Consider the following 18,247-nt stretch of genomic DNA (forward strand, 5'->3'; position numbering starts at 1 on the left):
TTTTTCTTTGCCCGGGCTCCGGAGAAAAAGGCCTTGCGGCAAGGCCTTTGATTCACCCATTATTTCGGGGCCATGCGAATGGCGCCGTCCAGGCGGATGACTTCACCATTGAGCATGTCGTTTTCCAGGATCTGCTTGACCAGCTTGGCGTAGTCCTCGGGCTTGCCCAGGCGACTGGGGAAGGGGACACTGGCGGCCAGTGCATCCTGAACTTCCTGTGGCATGGTGAAAAGCATGGGGGTGCCGAAGATGCCGGGAGCAATCGTCATATTGCGAATGCCGCTGCGAGCCAGGTCACGAGCAATAGGCAGCGTCATGCCGACCACGCCGCCCTTGGATGCAGAGTAGGCTGCCTGTCCGATCTGGCCGTCATAGGCAGCGACGCTGGCGGTGGAAATCAGAACCCCGCGCTCGCCGGTGGGCTCTGGTTCATTCTTGCTCATGGCGTCCGCTGCCAGGCGAATCATGTTGAAAGTGCCGACCAGGTTGACCATGATGGTCTTGGTATAGACGGCCAGGCTGTGAGGGCCGCTCTTGCCTACGGTTTTCTCGGCCGGTGCAATGCCGGCGCAGTTGATCAGGCCGGCGAGTTTGCCCAGGCTGGTGGCTTTGGCGACCACGGCCTGACCATCGGCCTCATTGCTGACATCGCAGCGCAGATAGACTCCGCCGATTTCGCTGGCCACGGCCTCGCCGCGCTCTGCATTCATATCGGCAATGACGACCTTTCCGCCGTTGGCGGCCAGCATGCGCGCCGTGCCTTCACCCAAGCCCGAAGCTCCACCGGTCACGATGAATACGCGATCCTGAATCTGCATGAACTGTCTCCTTGTTCGATCTCTATTGACGTTGACGTAAACGTCAATTATGCACAGAGCAGAGGAGTTGGCGACCTGAGGAAAGCGCGCATAAAAAAAAGCCCAATCGGAAAGATTGGGCTTTGAAGGGATCCATGAAACGGGGGTTTCAGGAGGATCCAAGGAGACAACTTGCGCAAGGCCGGCATCCACATCAATGCATGCCGACCTGACATGCTGGCAATTATAGGGTAAACCCCTAATCTTTGCCAAGCATGTCAATAACCATGTGCTTAACGCTTGGCAGTGGTCGTGGCCTTGACAGCTTCGGTTGCTGTCTTGGTGGCCGCGTTGAAATTGGCTTCGGCCATGTCGGAGGCTTGCTTCACAGCCTTTTGCACGGACTCGAAAGCGTTGTTGGCGGCAGAGACTGCGCTCTTGACCATGGCCACAGCGGATTCGGAGCCGGCAGGCGCATTCTTGGTGGAGTTGTCCAGCAGGGCGTTGAAACTCTTGCGAGCTTCGGTGGATTGCACTTCCAGGGCCTTGTTGAATTCGCCGGCAGTGTTGCTGGCGATGTCATACAGATGGCGGCTGTAGGAAGCGGTCTTCTCAGCCAGAGGCTGGAACAGGCCGGCTTGCAGAGTCAGCAGTTCCTGGGCGTCCTTGACGCTGAGCACGGCTTGGGTGTGCTGGGCAGCTTCGGTCAGGGCGGCACGCGAAGCGGTGACGTTCAGCTCCACCAGCTTTTCCACGCCTTCGAAAGCTTTGCTGGTCAGGCCGAACAGCGTCTCGAAGTGGGCTTTTTGTGCGCTCAGGATTTGGTCAGGGGTCAGGCTCATGGCAATTCTCCAAAATTACGGATCTAACAAAGGGATCGGACCGGAGGAAACGTCTGCTCTGACATGACCGCTAGCTCTGAGCCAGTTCTATGTTGCAGTGCAGCATGGGTGCATTGTGGAAGAGAATTTGCGGCAATGCAAGCTTTAATTTGTTGCGTTGCAGCAAAAAGATTAATGACTCTTTGTTTTTGATAAGTATTTGATTTTTAAAAACTTTGTTATGTCTGATAACTGACAAAGAAATGCATGGATGTGCTTTTTGCTGCGCTGCGTCAAGCGTTGGCGGGCGGTGACTTCCAGGCCCTGTCGCGGTGGTGCTGGCGGCGCTGGAGCGGCTCTGCAAAATGCCTGCATGACTGCATCCCCCAATCATGGCAAACCCTTGCGCGCCCAGCCGCAGGCGCGCGACTCCTATTCCGTGTTCCGTGACATCAGCACGCGCTGGTCGGACAACGATGTCTACGGCCATGTGAACAACGTCATCTACTACAGCTGGTTCGATACCGCCGTCAATGCCTATCTGATGGAGCAGGGTGCGCTGGATATTCATGAAGGTCAGACGATCGGCCTGGTGATAGAGACCCAGTGCAATTACTTTGCCTCGCTGGCCTTTCCGCAGGCCGTACAGGCAGGCATTCGCGTGGCACATCTGGGCAGCTCCAGCGTGCGCTACGAGGTGGGGCTGTTTGCACAGGGCGAGAGCCAGTCGGCCGCTGCCGGGCATTTTGTACATGTCTATGTCGACAGGCAGACGCGCCGGCCTGTGGCTTTGCCCCAGCCCTTGCGTGCGGCACTGCTGCCGCTGCAGCGTGCAGAGCCGGTTGGCGAATAGCAAAAAAGATAGTTTCTTGCGTATACCTATCAGTCGTTCAAGGCTCATTTGAATGAGGCATCCGGTGGCGCTTGCAAAGCCGGCATCCGCAAGAAGCGCATAGGGGCAGCAACCACGGTGCCGGGTGTGGAATCGCCTACACTCGTCAGTCTCTGTTGAGGTTGGCGCAGCCTGTGTTTTGAGCCAGCCTTGTTCCATGACTGAACGGACCGCCAGGCCCACCGTCGTCCATGATCATCACCAGTCTGCTAGACACCGACCTGTACAAATTCACGATGATGCAGGTGGTGCTGCATCAGTTTCCGGGGGCGCAGGTGGAGTACCGCTTCAAATGCCGCAACCCTGGCGTGCAACTGGCTCCGTACGTCAATGAAATCCGCGAAGAAATCCGCTCTCTGTGCAAGCTGCGCTTTCAGGATGCCGAGCTGGCCTATCTGAGTTCGCTGCGCTTTATCAAGAGCGATTTTGTCGATTTCCTGAGCCTGTTCCAGCTCAACGACAAATACATCACGGTCACGCCCCTGGCCAGCGGCGAGATCGACATCACCATCCAGGGCCCTTGGTTGCACACGATCCTTTTCGAGATCCCGGTGCTGGCCATCGTCAACGAGGTGTATTTCCGCAATACCCAGCCCGTGCCCAATTTCCTGGAAGGACGCAAACGCCTGGACGAGAAGATCGAGCTGCTGCAGGCACCCGGTCTGGAGTCGCTCAAGATCGCCGACTACGGCACCCGCAGGCGCTTTTCCAGGGCCTGGCATGAAGAGGTGCTGCGGGTGCTCTGCGCCAGGCTGGGTCACTCGGGGGCAGCACGCATCAACGGCCAGCGCAAGGGGCAGCTGGCGGGTACCAGCAATGTGCTGTATGCAATGAAGCTGGGCCTGATTCCGCTGGGCACCTTGGCCCATGAATATCTGCAGGCCTGCCAGTCGCTGGGCCCGCGCCTGCGTGACAGCCAGATCTTCGGCTTCGAATCCTGGGCGCGCGAGTATCGGGGCGATCTGGGTATTGCGCTGTCCGACGTCTATGGCATGTCTGCGTTTCTGCGTGATTTCGATCTGTACTTCTGCAAGCTGTTTGACGGCGCGCGCCATGACAGCGGTGACCCGTTTGACTGGGGTGAGCGGCTGATAGCGCATTACAAGGCCAACAAGATCGATCCGCTGAGCAAGGTGCTGATCTTCAGCGATGGGCTGACCATCCCTAAAACCATCGGTCTGTTCGAGCGCTTCAACGGTCGCTGCCAGCTGGCATTCGGCATTGGCACCAATCTGACCAACGATCTGGGCAATCCCCCCGAGCATGTGCCCTTGCAGATCGTGATCAAGATGACGCGCTGCAACGGCCAGCCCGTGGCAAAGCTATCGGACACACCGGGCAAGAGCATGTGTGACGATGAAAAATACCTGGCCTATCTGCGTCAGGTGTTCAGCATTGCACCGCCGGAGCCGGTTTCGCAGGCATAGAAATAAAAAACTCATTGGCAGGAGTTGTGCCTGTTGCAGGCAAAGAGCAGAGAGGATGGGCGTTTGAACAGCAAATCTTGTATGAAAGCCGCAGCGGCTACGCTGCTGACTCTGGCAGCAGCCACCGCGCAAGCCGCAGACATTGACGGCGCAGCCATGTCCGTGGCCTGGGGCCTGCCGTTTGTGGGCATGCTGCTGTCGATTGCGCTGATGCCGCTGCTGTTGCCGCAATTCTGGCATCACCATTTCGGCAAGGTCACCGCAGGCTGGGCGTTGGTCTTCCTGCTGCCTTTTGCGCTGGTCTACGGCTTGGGTGCGGCGGGCGTGAATCTGGTGCATGCCTTGCTGGCCGAGTATCTGCCGTTCGTGATCCTGCTGACCGCCTTGTACACGGTGGCTGGAGGCATCTATGTGCGCGGCAATCTGCGTGGTTCACCGGGGTTGAATACCGCCATCCTGGCAATCGGCGCGGTGCTGGCCAGCTTCATGGGTACGACGGGGGCTTCCATGCTGCTGATCCGCCCCTTGCTGCGCGCCAACGACAACCGACGCCATCAGGCCCATGTGGTGGTGTTTTTCATCTTTATCGTCTCCAACGCCGGTGGCGCGCTGACGCCACTGGGTGATCCGCCGCTGTTCCTGGGCTTTCTGAAGGGGGTGGATTTTTTCTGGACCGTACGCAATATCTGGGGCCCAATGCTGTTTCTCACGCTGGCGCTGCTGGCCGTTTTTTATGCGATAGACCGCAAGCTGATGGGCGAAAAGGGTGAGACCGATCTGCCCGATCCCACGCCCAGCATGGACGTGACCGGTGCACCAAGCCGTCTGGGCTTTGATGGCCGCGTGAACTTTGTTCTGCTGGCAGTAGTGGTGGCGCTGGTGCTGGTCAGCGGCATCTGGCGCACTCCTGCGGGTATCGAGATCGCCGGAACGCATGTGGGCCTGCCCGGTCTGGTGCGCGATCTGGGTTTGCTTGCTGTGGTTGTGCTTTCCCTCAAGCTCACACCCGCCCGTGTGCATCAGGCCAATGAGTTCGGCTGGGGCCCCATGCAGGAAGTGGCCAAGCTGTTTGCAGGTATTTTCCTGACCATCATTCCCGTCATCGCCATGCTCAAGGCCGGTGTCGACGGCCCGTTCGGCGCCGTGGTACGTGCAGTCACCAATGCCGATGGCACGCCCAATCCGGCCATGTATTTCTGGGCTACGGGTCTGCTGTCCTCCTTCCTGGACAACGCACCGACCTATCTGGTTTTCTTCAATACCGCTGGTGGCGACCCAGGGCATCTGATGACCGATATGGCGCTGACGCTGACCGCCATTTCTGCCGGCGCCGTGTTCATGGGGGCAAACACATATATTGGCAATGCGCCCAATCTCATGGTCAAGGCGATTGCCGAAGATCGTGGCGTGAAGATGCCGGGCTTTTTCGGCTACATGATCTGGTCGGTCTGCGTGCTGGTGCCGCTGCTGGCTTTGATTACCTGGATTTGGTTCCTGTAAGCCACGCATGGCTTTCCGGGCTGCGGTGCGCCGCCATCACCCATAACTTGAAGAGGAAACAATGATGAGCAACAAGCCTCGCATTTTGATCGCCCGTGCCATTTCACCCGAGGTGGTGCAGCGGCTGCAGCAGCACTTTGAGGTGCAGTCCAATCAGGACGATGTGGTCTGGTCGCCAGCGGAGCTGGCTCAGCAGTTGCAGGGCAAGGATGGCGTGCTGACCACGGGGTCGCAGCGCATCGATGCCGAGTTGCTGACCGCCTGTCCGCAGCTCAAGATCGTGGCCAATATGGCGGTGGGTTACAACAATTTCGACGTGCCCGCGATGACGGCCGCAGGCGTGCAGGGTACGAATGCCCCCGATGTACTGACCGAGACCACGGCCGACTTCGGCTTTGCCCTGCTGATGGCCACGGCGCGCCGCATTACCGAGAGCGAGCACTATCTGCGTGCCGGGCTCTGGAAGGACTGGCATTACGACCTGTTCGCCGGTGCCGAGGTGCATAGCAGCACGCTGGGCATCCTGGGCATGGGGCGCATCGGTCAGGCGATTGCGCGTCGTGCGGCTTACGGCTTTGGTATGCAGGTGATCTATCACAATCGCTCGCGTCTGGATGCTGCGCTGGAAGCCGAGTGCAAGGCCAGCTATGTCGGCAAGCAGGAGTTGCTCGAACGTGCGGACCACCTGATGCTGGTGCTGCCATTCACCCCTGAAAACCGCCACACCATCGGCGCGGCAGAAATTGCCCGGATGAAGCCCACGGCCACGCTGATCAATATTGCGCGCGGCGGCATCGTCGATGATGCCGCCCTGGCCCAGGCACTGAAAGACGGGCGCATTGCCGCAGCGGGGCTGGATGTTTTCGAAGGCGAGCCAGTCGTGCATCCCGATCTGCTGACCGTGCCCAATGTGGTGCTGACCCCCCATATCGCCAGCGCCACCAAGGGCACGCGCACGGCCATGGCCGCTCTGGCGGCAGACAATCTGATCTCCTTCTTTGCAGGCAAGGGGCCGCTGACACCCGTCAATCAGCTGGCCTGATGCCACGATTAGGCCGTATCACGTCATATCAGTTTGAGGGCGAATACGTGCTCTGAGTGCGTTGTCGGCTTTGATAATTTCTGCCCGCTTGGCGTCTGTGCGCACAGCGGGCTTTTTTATATCAAGAGAGACAGCAATGCCTTTTATCCGCACCAGCGTCCACAAGGACACCACGCCCGCCCAGCGCCAGGCCATCGTCAATGGTATTCATCAGGCCCTGATCGACGGCATCGGCATGCCCGCCGATGAGCTGTTCAACATGGTTGAGGAATATGACGAGCAGAAGTTCTTCTTCAGCCGCACTTTCAACGGCTACAAGCGCTCGGACCGCGTGGTCGTGGTTGAGATCACCATGCGCCGTGGGCGCAGCGATGCCATGAAGCGTGCCCTCTACGCCAATATCGCTGCCAATCTGGAAAAAGAGGCGGGCGTGGCACCCAGCGATGTGTTCATCTTCACGCACGAAAACGACTACTCCGACTGGTCGGTGGGTGGCGGCAAGTTCGCCATGGCCATTGCCCAGCAGGTCGGCCCTGACGCCTGATTCTTGCGTCAACCGGTTGCAGTCTCGCTGTCGCCAAGGCTGCAACCGGAAGCCGCACTTTTGCCTGCATTGAATTTTTCGTGGCGCTGAGGGCTGATAATTTGCCAGCGCGCTAGTGCTTGCAAACTTCAGTCTGCAGTGCCATTCGCGAAATTTCAATGGAAAATAGCCTGTAGCGCTTTGCTGATAAGCGCTTGCAGCTATGAAAAAGAGTGCGAAAGGCGTGGCAAGACAGTGACTACGTGGTGGCTTGGGTTGGCGGCGCTGGCCGTATTGATGGTGGCCCTTCTCCTGGTGCTTCTGTGGTGGCTGCAGGGGCTGCGCCGCCAGACGGAGCTTGCTCTTGGCCCTGATGCGATGAGGCTGCAAGCCCAGCTGCTGCAGGGATTGCAGGCGCTGGATGTCAGGCTGCAGCAGCTCGAGCGCAGCAGCCAGAGTACGCAGATGACGGTGGCCAAGAGTGATGGCGCCCTGGATCGTGTCACCCAGCATGTACAGACCCAGTTGGCCCAGGCCCAGCAAGATGCACTGGCCGCGCGGCGCGAGCAGGCGGCGGCACTGGCGTCCTTTCGTGAAGAAGTTGCCCAGCTTGCGCAGCGGCTGACGGGCGACAGCCAGCAAGCCCGCGCGGCACTGGCCCAAAGCAGTGCAGAGCAGTCAGTCCATGTCCAGCAGCGCTTCGAGGCCCTGGCTGAGACGACGCGCGGCACGCTGGACTCGCTCAAGGGCGATATCCAGCAGCAGCTCACGCATATGAGTACCAATATGGGGGCTGCGCTCAAGGATCAACTGGGCAGCAATGGCGAGCAACTGCGCCATCAGTTTGCCGTGCTGCAGGATGCGGTGAGCCAGCAGCTGGCTGCGTTGGCACAGGGCCAGCAGACCACGGCGGAGCAGCTGCGCGCAACGCTCAACGAGAGACTGGCCACGATTCAGAGCGACAACGCCCTCAAGCTCGATGAGATGCGCCGCACCGTTGATGAGAAGCTGCATGCCACGCTGGAGCAGCGTCTGGGCGAATCCTTCAAGCTGGTCAGCGACCGGCTGGAGCAGGTGCACAAGGGGCTGGGTGAGATGCAGACTCTGGCGGGCAGCGTAGGCGATCTGAAGCGCGTGATGACCAATGTGAAGTCACGCGGCACTTGGGGCGAGCTGCAACTGGGCAGCATCATCGATAATGTACTCACGCCCGAGCAGTACGCCAGAAACGTCAAGACCGTGCCGGGTAGCGACGAGCTGGTCGAGTTCGCCATCCGGCTGCCGGGTCGCAATGACGAGCATCCCGTCTGGCTGCCTATCGACGCCAAATATCCGGTCGAGCATTACCAGCGCCTGCAGGATGCGCAGGACAGTGCCGACAGGGTGGCCATTGTCGCGGCGGGCAATGCCTTCGAGACATCGATTCGCGGCGAAGCCAGAAAGATTGCGAGCAAGTACATCGCCCCGCCGCACACCACGGACTTTGCCGTCATGTATCTGCCCACCGAGGGGCTGTTTGCCGAGGTGCTGCGCCGTCCGGGCCTGGTCGAGGCGCTGCAGAACGAGCACCGCATCGTGGTTACCGGTCCCGCGAATCTGGCCGCCATGCTCAGCAGCCTGCAGATGGGCTTCAAGACGCTGGCGATCGAGAAGCGCTCCTCCGAGGTCTGGGGCGTGCTCGGTCAGGTCAAGACCGAGTTCGGCCGTTTCGGCGAGGTGGTGGAGGCGACGCGAAAGTCCATCGATGCCGCTGCGCGCAAGTTCGATCAGGTGGGCGTGCGCACGCGCGCCATTCAGCGCCATTTGCGCAATGTGCAGGAGCTGCCAAATGGAGCGGGGCAGGAGCAGCCCCTGTTTCCGGTCGCATCACCTGGTGGTGATCAGACTGCCAGCGAGAACGACGAATGAATGCGGCCCTGTTACGCCTGATCCTCGCGCAAGTCTGTATCCACGGCACCATGACCGGAATGCGCATGGCCACGCCACTGTTGGCGCTCAAGGAGGGATACAGCGCGGCTGCAGTCGGCATGCTGCTGGCCCTTTTTGCACTGACCCAGGTGTTTCTGTCGCTGCCCGCAGGCCGCTATGCGGACCGTCACGGGCTCAAGCGTCCGCTCATCATCAGTGTGGTGGCCGCATGTTCCGGAGCGGGAGTGGCCGTGCTGTTTCCGATCTATCCGGTGCTATGCCTGAGCGCGCTGCTGACGGGAGGTGCAGCCGGCATGGCACTGATCGCCTTGCAGCGCCATGTGGGGCGCATGGCGCACAACAAGGACGAACTGCGCAAGGTCTTTAGCTGGCTGGCGATTGGCCCGGCCATTTCCAACTTCCTGGGGCCATTTGCGGCCGGGCTGCTGATCGACTACGCAGGCGGTGAAGCGGCCAGCACTACGGGCTTCAGGGCTGCCTTCCTGCTGCTGACCCTGATGCCTTTGGCAGCCTGGTTCTGGGCCAGGACGGTGCAGGAGCTGCCGGCGCTGCAGACCGAGGGTGCGAACCAGAAGGCAACGGCCTGGGACCTGGTTCAGAACCGGGGCTTCAGGCGCTTGTTGCTGCTGAACTGGGCGCTTTCCTCCTGCTGGGACGTGCATACCTTTGTCGTACCCATTCTGGGTCACGAGCGCGGGCTGCCAGCCTCGGTGATCGGCAGCATTCTGGGTGCTTTTGCGATTGCTGCGGCCGTGATCCGCATGCTGATGCCCATCATCACGCGCCATCTGGCCGAATCACAGGTGGTGTTGGGTGCCATGGTTGCCGCCTGCGCCTTGTTCATCGCCTATCCCTTCATGCCTGGTGCCTGGACCATGGGTGCCTGCTCGGTCTTGCTGGGCGTGGTGCTGGGATCGGTGCAGCCCATGGTGATGAGCATGATTCATCAGATCACGCCACCTGAGCGCCATGGTGAGGCGCTGGGATTGCGCATGATGGCCATCAACGGCTCCAGCGTGCTGATGCCGGTACTGTTCGGCTCGCTGGGCACGGTGGTCGGTGTCTCGGCCCTGTTCTGGGCGGTGGGGGCGCTGGTCGGCGTGTCCTCGCGTCTGCCCTGGCTGATCGGCAAGCAGGATATGCCGACGGATGAGTGGGAGGCACATTAGCCTGCCCGGCTGCTTGCATTAAAAAAGAGCGCCTAAGGCGCTCTTTTTTCTTCTGGAAGTGCTTTACAGCTCTTCGACTCTGCGTGCCGGGTAGCTGTCCCAGCTCTGGCAGCCGGGGCAATGCCAGAAATGGGTGCGGGCTTCAAAGCCGCAGGCTGCACAGCGGTAGCGGGTCAGGGGCTTGGTGGCATGGTTCAGTGCCTTTTGCACGGTGGCATGGTACTGCTCTTCGGTCAGAGTCTCGCCTTCCAGCCATTGGGCGGCAGCCACCAGGGAAGATTCATGCTCCAGATGTTGCACCAGGCGCTGGCGGCCGGGGGCTCCTGCATCTCCGCTTTTCTGATCGACTGCGACCAGTGCCTGCAGCAGGTCCAGCGAAGGTGCCTGCTCATAGTGCTTGAGTAGCAGATTGTGTGCCTCGCTCAGCGCACCCGTTGCCTCGGCCACTTCCACCAGCAGGCTGGCCGCCAGGGGCAGGGCTGCGGGGCTGTTCTGTGCCAGTGCCTGAAGGCTTGACAATGCCTGCGCGGACCGGCCCTGGCGATGCTGGAGCTGGGCCAGCTCCAGTCGGGGGCGCGGAGCTTGCGGCGCAGTCTCCAGAGCCTGCTGCAGCTGCGCAAAAGCCTTGTCGAGCTGGCCTTGAGCCACCTGTGATTGCGCGTCTTCGCAAAGGTAATGGGCCAGCCGGGTGCTGAAGTCTCCCTGGCCTGCGGCCTGCATCTTGCGCACGATGGCCGCTGCCTGGGCCCAGTCGCGAGAGCGCTCGTAAATGGCCAGCAGTGCCAGGCGTGCCTCGCCTTCGTACTGTGTGCCTTCCAGGCGGTTCAGTGCCTCTTCTGCGCGGTCCAGCAGGCCGGCCTTGAGAAAGTCCTGTGCCAGTGCATGCTGGGCACGGTCCCGATCGGGACGGGTGAGGTCGGCGCGGCTGAGCAGATGCTCGTGGACGCGCACCGCACGGTTGTATTCGCCGCGGCGGCGGAACAGATTGCCCAGGGCAAAGTGCAGCTCGGTGGTATCGGGGTCGTTCTGCACGGCCTCGATAAAGGCATCGATGGCCTTGTCCTGCTGCTCGTTGAGCAGAAAGTTCAGGCCTTTGAAGTACGCCTTGGGTGCCTGGCGGTTGTCGGCACGCACCTGGCGCAAATCCCAGCGGGAGGCCAGCCAGCCCAGCACAAAGGCCGCAGGCAGGCCCAGCAAAATCCAAGTCAGATTAAATTCCATGCACGTCGCCCGGCGCAATGATCGAAGAAGAGTTCTGTTCCTTCGCCGCAGGTGTGGCAGCAGTGGCCTTGTCTGCGGCATCCGGTGCCTGTTGAGTGGCCTGTGCCTCGCGCGCTGCGCTGCGATGCTTGAGCCAGCGTGGCACCATGCCCAGCACCCCGACAAAAAGACCCAGCGCAAAAGCCGCCAGAACCACCAATACCAGGGGGGCTGTCCAGGCCGTGCCAAAGAAGAAATGCACGGTGGCGTCTTGCTGGTTGTTGAGTGCGAATGCGAACAGAGTGAAAAAAATGGCTGCCTTGAGCAGCCACAGCAGGTATTTCATGCTTCCCTTTATGCGCCTTGTGTGACGGGAAGATTTTAGGCCAGCCCATGCGCGGACTGGCAAACGTACGGCGTGGTCAGTCCTGAGGTGGCTGACGGTGCCCATGGACTTCAGGCCGTCTGCGGCTGCTGGGCAGCGGAGTCTTCGGCCTTGAGGTTGTCCACGGCTTCGCGCAGGGCCTTGCCTGGCTTGAAATGGGGAACGCGCTTGGAAGGAACCTGAACGGACTCGCCCGAGCGGGGGTTGCGGCCTATGCGGGGCTGGCGGTGATTGATGGCAAAGCTGCCAAAGCCGCGAATTTCAATACGGTGACCGCGCACCAGGGCATCGCTGACGGCATCCAGAATGGTTTTGACGGCCTGCTCGGCATCACGTTGGTTGAGTTGGCCAAATTGGGCGGCAAGTTCTTCGACGAGATCGGATCGGGTCATCGGGTGGCGGAGGCTCTAGGTTGAAAACAACAACGGGCGCACAGGGCGCCCGTTGTCTTTGACGCTTGGCGGTCAGCCAGACGAGCTGGCTGACCGGCTGATGCAAGATTTACTTGTCAGCGTCCAGCTTGGCGCGCAGCAGAGCGCCCAGGCTGGTGGTACCAGCGTTTTCCTTGGAGGACTGAGCCGACAGGGAAGCCATGGCGACTTGCTGTTCAGCGTGATCCTTTTGCTTGATGGACAGCTGGATGTTGCGGCTCTTGCGATCCACGTTCACCACCACGGCAGTCACTTCGTCGCCTTCCTTCAGGACGGAACGAGCATCTTCCACGCGGTCTTGCGAGATTTCGGAAGCGCGCAGGTAGCCGATGATGTCTTCACCCAGGTCGATTTCAGCGCCCTTGGCGTCCACAGTCTTGACCTTGCCGGTCACAACCTGGCCCTTGTCGTTCACGGTCACGAAGGTCGTGAAGGGGTCGCTGTCCAGTTGCTTGATGCCCAGGGAGATGCGCTCGCGCTCAACATCCACGGCCAGCACGATGGCTTCGACTTCTTGACCCTTCTTGTAGTTACGAACAGCGGCTTCGCCGGCTTCGTTCCACGACAGGTCAGACAGGTGCACCAGGCCGTCGATACCGGCAGCCAGACCCACGAACACGCCGAAGTCGGTGATGGACTTGATGGGGCCCTTCACGCGGTCGCCGCGCTTGGTGTTCTGGGCGAATTCTTGCCAGGGGTTAGCCTTGCACTGCTTCATGCCCAGGGAGATGCGACGCTTGTCTTCGTCGATTTCCAGAACCATGACTTCCACTTCGTCGCCCAGGGACACGAGCTTGGTGGGAGCAATGTTCTTGTTGGTCCAGTCCATTTCGGAAACGTGCACCAGGCCTTCGATGCCGGGTTCCAGTTCCACGAATGCGCCGTAGTCAGCAATGTTGGTGACCTTGCCGAACAGACGGGTAGCGGAGGGGTAGCGGCGAGCCACGCCCATCCAGGGATCGTCGCCCATTTGCTTCAGACCCAGGGACACGCGGTTCTTTTCGGTGTCGAACTTCAGGATCTTGGCAGTGATTTCCTGGCCGGCAGTCACCACTTCGGAGGGGTGACGCACACGGCGCCATGCCATGTCGGTGATGTGCAGCAGGCCGTCGATACCGCCCAGGTCCACGAACGCACCGTATTCGGTGATGTTCTTGACCACGCCCTGAACGATAGCGCCTTCCTTCAGGGTTTCCATCAGCTTGGCGCGCTCTTCGCCCATGGAGGCTTCCACCACAGCGCGGCGCGACAGCACCACGTTGTTGCGCTTGCGATCCAGCTTGATGACCTTGAATTCCAGGGTCTTGTTTTCGTAGGGAGTCAGGTCCTTGATAGGACGTGTGTCGATCAGCGAACCGGGCAGGAAAGCGCGGATGCCGTTGACCAGAACGGTCAGGCCGCCCTTGACCTTGCCAGAAGTGGTGCCGGTCACGAACTCGCCGGATTCCAGAGCCTTTTCCAGCGACAGCCAGGAAGCCAGACGCTTGGCGGTGTCACGGGACAGGATGGTGTCGCCGTAGCCGTTTTCGATGGAGCCGATGGCCACGGACACGAAGTCACCCACTTGGACTTCGACTTCGCCCTGGTCGTTCTTGAACTCGTCGAGGGGCACGTAGGCTTCCGACTTCAGGCCGGCGTTCACCACCACGAAGTTGTGCTCAACGCGCACGACTTCAGCGGTGATAACTTCGCCAGGACGCATTTCGGTGCGTGTCAACGACTCTTCAAAAAGGGCGGCAAAAGATTCAGACATGTAGTTCCTTGCCCGCAATCAGGTTTCCGTCGGCACCATTGCCAAGCGTTTTTAAGACTGACTGCGGAGGTTGTGGGTTTGAGGCCCACGGGGGTTAAAGGTTAACAACCTTGCTGCCGGTTCGCGGTCTGCGAGAACCTGACATCAAGGGCCAACAAGCCAGATGCAGGGCTGCCCTGGAAACTTCAAGCGAGAAATTTCAAGGACGGCCAAACGGCTGGCGTTCCTGCCACCACGACAGCACCTGGGCAACCACTTCTTCAATGGTCATCTCGGAGCTGTCGAGCTGCAAAGAATCCTCGGCGGGCTTGAGCGGAGCGGTGGCGCGATTCATATCGCGGGCGTCGCGCGCCTCAAGGTCTGCCAAAAGGGTGGACATATTAGCTGAAATTCCTTTGGAAATCAACTGTTTATATCGGCGCTCGGCGCGGCACTGGGCAGACGCCCATAAATAGACCTTCAGCGGGGCGCGAGGGAAGATGACCGTACCCATGTCGCGGCCATCGGCAACCAGCCCGGGCAGGGCCTGGAAGGACAGCTGCAGATCCACCAGCGCGGTGCGCACGGCGGGCAGGGCCGAAACGCGCGAGGCGTTCATGCCGGCTTCTTCGCTGCGAATGGCCAGGCTGATGTCCTCCTCGCCGAGCCAGACACGCTGCTGCGCATCGAAGCGCACGGGCATGTCCAGCGCCATCTCGGCAATGGTTTCCTCGTTCGACTCGTCAAGCGTCATGCCGGCACGCGATGCGGCCAGGCCGGTGATGCGATACAGCGCACCGGAGTCCAGCAGCTGGTAGCCCAGGGCCCTGGCGACTTCTGCGGCAATCGTGCCCTTGCCGGAGGCCGTGGGCCCGTCGATGCAGATCACGGGGATATGCTCGCGCTCGGCTTCGCTGACGGAGAACAGCGCCTCGAAATAGTCGGGGAAGGTCTTGGCCACGCATTTGGGGTCTTCGATGCGCACGGGCAGCTTGGCCGGGTTGAAGGCCGCCAGAGAGAAGCACATGGCGACGCGGTGGTCGTCATAGGTGTGGATGCTGGCCGCTTTCCAGGCGGCCTTGCCGGCCGGGGGGGTGATGCGGATGTAGTCCGCGCCTTCTTCTACCGAGGCGCCGAGCTTGCGCAGCTCGATCGCCATGGCGGCAATGCGGTCGGTTTCCTTGACGCGCCAGCTGGCGATGTTGCGCAGCGTGGTCACGCCGTCGGCATACAGCGCCATGGTGCCCAGCGTCATGGCCGCGTCGGGAATATGGTTGCAATCGAGGTCGATGGCTTTCAGAGGCCAGCTGCCACGGCTGACCTGCAGCCAGTTGGGGCCGCTTTCGATCTGTGCGCCCATGGCCTGGGCGGCCTCGATGAAGCGGATATCGCCCTGGATCGAGTCCTGGCCCACACCCAGAATGCGGATGCTCTTGGGCTGCGGCGCGTTGTCGGCATCGGCCTCATCGGTCGTGCCGGTGGCAATCGCGCCCAGCGCGATGAAATAGCTGGCAGACGAGGCGTCTGCCTCCACATGGATGGCACCGGGCGACTGGAAGCGGCAGCCTGCGGGAATCACGAAACGTTGCCAGTTGTCGTTTTTCACGGCAATGCCGAAGCGCGCCAGCAGCTCCAGCGTGATGTGGATATAGGGCTTGGAGATCAGCTCGCCCACCACCTCGATGGTGATGTCGCGCTCCTTGGCCAGCAGGGGCAGGGCCATCAGCAGCGAGGTCAGGAACTGGCTGGAGACATCTCCGCGCACCTTGATGGATTCGCTGCCCAGCTGGCTGAAATCGGGCTGGCCGATCTTCAGGGGCGGAAAGCCTTCATCCTTCAGGTAGTCGATCTTGCAGCCCAGCTGGCGCAGCGCATCGACCAGGTCGCCGATAGGGCGTTCATACATGCGGGGAACGCCCGTCATCTCGAAGTCGCCGCCCAGCACCGACAGCGCCGCAGTCAGCGGGCGCATGGCCGTGCCGGCATTGCCCAGGAACAGCGTGGCCGCAGTGCCGGGTGGCAGTTGCCCACCGATGCCGGTGACGTCAATGGCCTGGCCGGGTGTGACGGCATCGGGGGTGATGCTGCAGCCCAGCTGCTTGAGTCCGGCCAGCATGACGCGGGTGTCGTCCGAATCCAGCAGGTCGTGAATGGTGGTGGTGCCCTGGCTCAGCGCCGCCAGCAGCAGCACGCGATTGGAGATGCTTTTGGAGCCGGGCAAGCTGACGCTGCCGTTGGCGGAGTCCAGTGCGGGCAGATCCAGAAATTCAGTGGTAAACATAAAACTCTCGTAGCCCCTGCGCAGCCTGGCTGCTTCGACACCGGGCTGTGCTGCGAGCGTGGCCGGGTGTCCGTGGCGGTTGGGTGAATAGATCGACGCCGCTAGTTTAAGAGCCCCGCTTGCCGCCCATGGTCCATTCGGCGCGAGCGGCGCTGGCCAGGGTCAGTCGGTCCTGCAGGCCCTGGCCGTCGTTGGCCTGCATCAGTCCTTCGAGCTGCTCCAGCGCCTGGCGGAACTGGCGCGACTGGGCCAGCACCTGATCGCGGTTGGCCAGCAACACGTCGCGCCAGAGCTTGGGGTCGCCCGCGCCGATGCGGGTGAAATCGCGAAAGCCTGGTCCGGCCAGCGACAGCATATCGTCGGCACCGGGCTGGTTCAGCACGCTTTGCATCATGGCGAATGCCAGCAGATGGGGCAGGTGGCTGACGGTGGCGAGTGCACTGTCATGGGCTTCGGGCGACATGGCTGTGACCTTGCAGCCCAGGGCCTGCCACAGCGCCTGAGCCTTGGCCAGATGCGCGGTCAGCGTACGCTCCGTCGGGGTCAGCACGACCTGGGCGCGCTGGTAGAGGTTGACGTCGGCATGCTCCACGCCAGCCACTTCCTTGCCGGTGATGGGGTGGGCCGGCACAAAGCTGCCGATCTGGTCGCGCAGTGCGGAGCGCGCGGCCTGCACCACATCGACCTTGGTGGAGCCCACGTCCATGATCATCATCTGGGGCGTGACCAGATGCTTGATGGACTTGAGCGTGGCCTCGGTGGCCGCCACGGGCACGGCCAGCAGCACCAGATCGGCACCGGCCGCCGCCAGCAGGGCGGAGGGCGCTTCCACATCGATCACGCCCATCTGGCGGGCGCGCTCGGTAGTCGAGGGCGATTTGCTGTAGCCCACCACGCGCTTGACGAGACCGGCCTTCTTGAGTGCCAGGGCGAACGAGCCACCCATCAATCCGCAGCCGATCAAGCCGAGCTGCTCGAACGGCTGCAATTCCTGAGTCGCCATCACTTGCTCACCGGGTAGGTGCCCAGCACCTTGTAGAACGCACACAGGCCCTGCAACTCCTGCAGGGCGGCGGCCACATTGGCCTGGGCTGGGTGGCCTTCGATGTCGATGTAGAAGTAATACTCCCATTGGCCGGTGCGGGCCGGGCGCGATTCGAAGCGCGTCATCGAGACGCCATGCTTCTTCAGCGGCACCAGCAGGTCATGCACGGCGCCGGCCGTGTTGGGCACCGAGACCACCAGGCTGGTGCAGTCGCTGCCGCTGGGTGCGGCCGTGGCCAGCGTGTGCGGCAGGCAGATGACGGCAAAACGCGTGCGGTTGTAGGCGTCGTCCTGAATCGCGTGGCTGACGATGTGCAGGCCGAACTGCTGGGCGGCACGTTCGCCGGCAATGCCGGCCCAGTTGGGGTGCAGGGCCGCCAGGCGCGCGCCTTCGGCATTGCTCTCCACGGGGCGGCGTTCGGCATGGGGCAGATGCTTGGACAGCCAGCCCTGGCATTGGGCCAGAGCCTGGGGGTGGGCGGCCACGACCTCGATGCCGTCCAGCGTGTTGCTGGTGCGCATCAGGTTGTGGCGGATCAGCATGCTGACTTCGCCCACCACATGGCAGGGCGTGTGCAGGAACATGTCCAGCGAGCGCGTGACCACGCCTTCGTTGGAGTTCTCCACGCCCACCACGCCGTACTGTGCGCTGCCGGCGGCCGTGGCGTGAAAGACTTCCTCGAAACTGTTGCAGTACATCAGGTCGGCCGCGCCGCCGAAGTACTGGATCGCGGCTTCCTCGCAGAAGGTGCCGGCCGGGCCGAGCACGGCCACGCGCTGGGGCGATTCCAGCGCCAGGCAGGCCGACATGATCTCGCGCCAGATGGCGGCCACATGCGCGCCCTTGAGCGGGCCGGGGTTGTTGGACTTGATCTTCTCGATCACCTGGGCCACCCGGTCCGGGCGGAAGAAGGCCGAGCCTTCCTTCTTCTTGAGCTCGCCCACCTGCTCGGCCACATGGGCGCGCTGGTTGACCAGCTCCAGCAACTGGCGGTCCAGGGAATCGATCTGGTTGCGCAGCGACAACAGCTCGGGGCTGGCTTGGGGTTCTTGGCTCATGAATCTCTCAAATTT

At 61.5% G+C, this 18,247-nt stretch carries 17 protein-coding genes; 7 read left to right on the top strand and 10 right to left on the bottom strand.

All coding sequences use genetic code 11. The features are described from left to right. Nucleotides 1-59: 59 nt before the first annotated feature. From CTATCC11996_RS13420 to CTATCC11996_RS26270, 3 genes are all read right to left on the bottom strand, one after another. Nucleotides 60-818 (bottom strand): 3-hydroxyacyl-CoA dehydrogenase, encoded by a 759-nt coding sequence (locus CTATCC11996_RS13420; protein WP_003057163.1) that lies wholly within the window; start codon nt 816-818, stop codon nt 60-62. Between the two features lie 272 nt (nt 819-1,090). Next, on the bottom strand, nt 1,091-1,639 hold the full coding sequence (locus CTATCC11996_RS13425) for a phasin family protein (RefSeq protein ID WP_003076988.1): 549 nt from the start codon (nt 1,637-1,639) through the stop codon (nt 1,091-1,093). A gap of 70 nt (nt 1,640-1,709) precedes the next feature. After that, nucleotides 1,710-1,982, bottom strand: a complete 273-nt coding sequence (locus tag CTATCC11996_RS26270) for a hypothetical protein (RefSeq protein ID WP_238532411.1) — start codon at nt 1,980-1,982, stop codon at nt 1,710-1,712. A 9-nt stretch (nt 1,983-1,991) separates the two neighbouring features. On the opposite strand from CTATCC11996_RS26270, the gene CTATCC11996_RS13430 reads away from it, so the two are divergent. The 7 genes from CTATCC11996_RS13430 to CTATCC11996_RS13460 all read left to right on the top strand — a co-directional run bounded on the left by CTATCC11996_RS13430 (nt 1,992) and on the right by CTATCC11996_RS13460 (nt 10,100). After that, nucleotides 1,992-2,471 (top strand): acyl-CoA thioesterase, encoded by a 480-nt coding sequence (locus tag CTATCC11996_RS13430; RefSeq protein ID WP_034349198.1) that lies wholly within the window; start codon nt 1,992-1,994, stop codon nt 2,469-2,471. Between the two features lie 230 nt (nt 2,472-2,701). After that, nucleotides 2,702-3,937 (top strand): nicotinate phosphoribosyltransferase, encoded by a 1,236-nt coding sequence (gene pncB / locus CTATCC11996_RS13435; RefSeq protein ID WP_003076993.1) that lies wholly within the window; start codon nt 2,702-2,704, stop codon nt 3,935-3,937. An 81-nt stretch (nt 3,938-4,018) separates the two neighbouring features. Next, nucleotides 4,019-5,437: a sodium:proton antiporter gene (locus CTATCC11996_RS13440; RefSeq protein WP_003076995.1), complete on the top strand. Its 1,419-nt coding sequence runs from the start codon at nt 4,019-4,021 to the stop codon at nt 5,435-5,437. Nucleotides 5,438-5,501: 64 nt separating this feature from the next. After that, nucleotides 5,502-6,479, top strand: coding sequence for a 2-hydroxyacid dehydrogenase (locus tag CTATCC11996_RS13445; protein WP_003076997.1), 978 nt, complete (start codon nt 5,502-5,504; stop codon nt 6,477-6,479). Between the two features lie 136 nt (nt 6,480-6,615). Beyond that, the gene (locus CTATCC11996_RS13450) at nt 6,616-7,023 is read left to right on the top strand and encodes a tautomerase family protein (protein ID WP_003076998.1); all 408 of its coding nucleotides are present in this window, start codon (nt 6,616-6,618) and stop codon (nt 7,021-7,023) included. Between the two features lie 276 nt (nt 7,024-7,299). Continuing rightward, nucleotides 7,300-8,910, top strand: a complete 1,611-nt coding sequence (locus CTATCC11996_RS13455; RefSeq protein WP_034349166.1) for a DNA recombination protein RmuC — start codon at nt 7,300-7,302, stop codon at nt 8,908-8,910. Then, nucleotides 8,907-10,100, top strand: a complete 1,194-nt coding sequence (locus CTATCC11996_RS13460; protein ID WP_003077001.1) for an MFS transporter — start codon at nt 8,907-8,909, stop codon at nt 10,098-10,100. Before CTATCC11996_RS13455 ends, CTATCC11996_RS13460 begins: the two co-directional genes overlap by 4 nt. Nucleotides 10,101-10,163: 63 nt before the next feature. Here the strand turns inward: CTATCC11996_RS13460 and lapB are convergent, their stop codons facing one another. The 7 genes from lapB to pheA form a co-directional block, all read right to left on the bottom strand. After that, nucleotides 10,164-11,321 (bottom strand): lipopolysaccharide assembly protein LapB, encoded by a 1,158-nt coding sequence (gene lapB / locus CTATCC11996_RS13465; RefSeq protein ID WP_003077003.1) that lies wholly within the window; start codon nt 11,319-11,321, stop codon nt 10,164-10,166. Beyond that, nucleotides 11,311-11,646 (bottom strand): LapA family protein, encoded by a 336-nt coding sequence (locus CTATCC11996_RS13470; protein ID WP_003077005.1) that lies wholly within the window; start codon nt 11,644-11,646, stop codon nt 11,311-11,313. The genes lapB and CTATCC11996_RS13470 overlap by 11 nt, the downstream gene beginning before the upstream one ends. Before the next feature lie 110 nt (nt 11,647-11,756). Continuing rightward, nucleotides 11,757-12,077, bottom strand: coding sequence for an integration host factor subunit beta (locus tag CTATCC11996_RS13475; RefSeq protein ID WP_003077008.1), 321 nt, complete (start codon nt 12,075-12,077; stop codon nt 11,757-11,759). Between the two features lie 109 nt (nt 12,078-12,186). Next, the gene (rpsA, locus tag CTATCC11996_RS13480) at nt 12,187-13,869 is read right to left on the bottom strand and encodes a 30S ribosomal protein S1 (protein WP_003057144.1); all 1,683 of its coding nucleotides are present in this window, start codon (nt 13,867-13,869) and stop codon (nt 12,187-12,189) included. Between the two features lie 199 nt (nt 13,870-14,068). Beyond that, nucleotides 14,069-16,129, bottom strand: coding sequence for a bifunctional 3-phosphoshikimate 1-carboxyvinyltransferase/cytidylate kinase (locus CTATCC11996_RS13485; protein WP_003077009.1), 2,061 nt, complete (start codon nt 16,127-16,129; stop codon nt 14,069-14,071). A gap of 106 nt (nt 16,130-16,235) precedes the next feature. Continuing rightward, nucleotides 16,236-17,132, bottom strand: a complete 897-nt coding sequence (locus CTATCC11996_RS13490) for a prephenate dehydrogenase (protein ID WP_003077012.1) — start codon at nt 17,130-17,132, stop codon at nt 16,236-16,238. Continuing rightward, nucleotides 17,132-18,232, bottom strand: a complete 1,101-nt coding sequence (gene pheA / locus CTATCC11996_RS13495) for a prephenate dehydratase (RefSeq protein ID WP_003067663.1) — start codon at nt 18,230-18,232, stop codon at nt 17,132-17,134. Before pheA ends, CTATCC11996_RS13490 begins: the two co-directional genes overlap by 1 nt. Nucleotides 18,233-18,247: the final 15 nt, after the last annotated feature.

This window comes from Comamonas testosteroni ATCC 11996, assembly GCF_000241525.1.
Classification (GTDB): Bacteria; Pseudomonadota; Gammaproteobacteria; order Burkholderiales; family Burkholderiaceae_C; genus Comamonas; species Comamonas testosteroni.